At 41.5% G+C, this 2,198-nt stretch carries 1 protein-coding gene and 1 pseudogene; one reads left to right on the plus strand and one right to left on the minus strand.

All coding sequences use genetic code 11. The features are described 5' to 3' along the window. Positions 1-134 precede the first annotated feature (134 nt). Positions 135-466, plus strand: a pseudogene (locus tag B4113_RS20480) (IS701 family transposase); the annotation flags it as partial. Between the two features lie 566 nt (positions 467-1,032). Here the strand turns inward: B4113_RS20480 and B4113_RS08105 are convergent. After that, entirely contained in the window at positions 1,033-1,623 is a 591-nt protein-coding gene (locus B4113_RS08105) for a transposase (RefSeq protein WP_348537092.1), read from the minus strand. Between the last annotated feature and the right edge of the window lie 575 nt (positions 1,624-2,198).

Below are 2,198 nucleotides of genomic sequence, written 5' to 3' on the forward strand. Positions count from 1 at the left end.
CGCACTTTCATTCTACAGGAGATCCGCAGGCAAGGGCTATTTTTATGCTTACTCGATTTTATCTAGCACCACGGGTATAATTTATATCAACACTTTTAATTAATATTGATGAGTAAGTTTTCTAACATAAATTTACAATCAACAAAAAAACAAAGCCTCCGTCACGGGCTGTCCACGCCATTCAAGGGGGTGACTGTCCTTTCTCTCACAGCGATCATCAATGGGTCTCGGGGGCATTCGCTCGTTTGGCTGATGGTGCACACCTTCAAGCAATCGTCTGCGTTTCGTCTGTATGACAAGACGGCGGGAAGAAGCAAGATCGACCTAGCGATCGAGAGGCTTTCCTCGCTCAACGGAAGCGAGCTCGACCGATGTGTATGTGTGGTACCCGTTCCAAATGCCTAGCGAAGCCTGTCTGAAACAAGGATTCCATGTCATCGCGATGCTCAAGACGAACCGGACGATCGAGGAAAGACCACAGCGTCGTCGAGTTCATTTATGACGCTGAGAAGCAAGATATTCCCATTGATGTGATCAAAAAAGCTCTATGTCGTCTAAGGGGTATCCTGTTTGTCTCTTAGACGTGGAAATTACTGTAATAAAAAATGCTCATCTACAGTAAGAGTAAATTATTTAAAGAAAGGAAGAGTGAGATGAAAAAAACAATTAAACAAAAATATAAAGATATTCTGTTGATCATTTTCTTTTTTGTTTGGGTGTTTAACGTGTTTGTTGAGAATGAACGAGTTTCTGTTACAGCTAATATCATTGCAATAGTTCTAATTTCATTGATAAGTTTTATAAAGTATTACACTAAAGACGATTAAGAAAGGGGTTGGTGTTTTATGGATAAAAATACAACAAAAAACCAATTCCCCTTTAAGTTTGTGGATCAGTTGGTTTTCTTGTATTATTTATAGACCGCGTTGCTAGTTGAGTTTTCTAGGCAAGGGCTATTTTTATGCTTGTTTGATTTTGTCTATCCTGAAAACACCACTTAAGATAAAAAACAGGATCCTCTAGTCTTTGGAACTAGCTTCTAAAGGAAGGCATTCCAGTATATATATGGTTCATCCGTGCTATGCACTCGTTTTTTTCCAGTTTCACCTCGTACCCTACCTCCTCTAATCGTTTCACCGTTTGACGCACGAGGCTCGCTTCTCGCTGCCGATCCCAGTAGTCCGCTCCCCACTCTCTATACGGTTCCTTTCGAGTTAAGATGTAATCAATCCGTTCTAAAATCGTTCTCCCGACTGCGACACTCGCTCGATTCGCTCCTCTTCGTTTGGCGATCCGATGATACTTGGCCGATAGGTACGTGTTCTTCGTTCGAGCGGCGGCACGGGCGCATTCCACGAGGCACGACCTCAGCTTCTTGTTCCCTTTCCTCGTTCGACCTGACAACCGTTTTCCTGCACTCTCATGATGTAAATTAGCACATTCCTTCAGAAAAGGGGAGAGGGCTTTCTGAAAGAATGTGCAAAAAAATGACTCATTTATTCCGAAATAAAGTGATAATTTACAATTACTTAACGAGAAAAACCTTGTTGCATCGGTCCTGCTTTTCACGCGTTCCCCATTGATGAAGGGAATCCGCGGTCTTTCACCAGTCTTATCGGTCACTTGGCAAAATCATTTTTATATGGGCAACGCACTTCTCATGCGCACAAAATTCGTGCAAAATTTTTTTGGATTCTATATAAGTTGCAATAAAGAATTTCCGATTTTTCGTTGCGGGTTTCATCTAAGTACAAGTTGATTATGATAGAACGAGTCAAGTAATCAGCGGGATGTAAAACAAAACTTCAACTTACATATCGTTTTTTGATTTCCAAAAAATGAAAAACAACCGCAAATGCGGTCATTTCAAGGGTTTCAGCACTGTTAACCCGAACCGATCGTATGTAAGTGACGTCCAAGAGGGATAATAACCGCATCATAAAATTATTGATGTTTCAAGGATGAATGGACATGCTCGTTCATCCCGTACAAAATTATTTTCGACTGCTATCCCGTGCAAAAAAGGCGGAGCGATCCGCCTTTTCTCTTTCCAACATTTCGTTCTGGCCTTGCGATCTGTACAGAACTGGAGAGACCGCTTGAGGAGATATGGATAAAAAATGAGGCTGTCCCAAAAGGTCGGTAAAACGACCTTTTGAGGACAGCCTCCTGCTTTTGTTTTTACATTATTTGTCTAT

This window comes from Geobacillus sp. B4113_201601 (assembly GCF_001587475.1).
GTDB classification, from domain to species: Bacteria; Bacillota; Bacilli; order Bacillales; family Anoxybacillaceae; genus Geobacillus; species Geobacillus icigianus.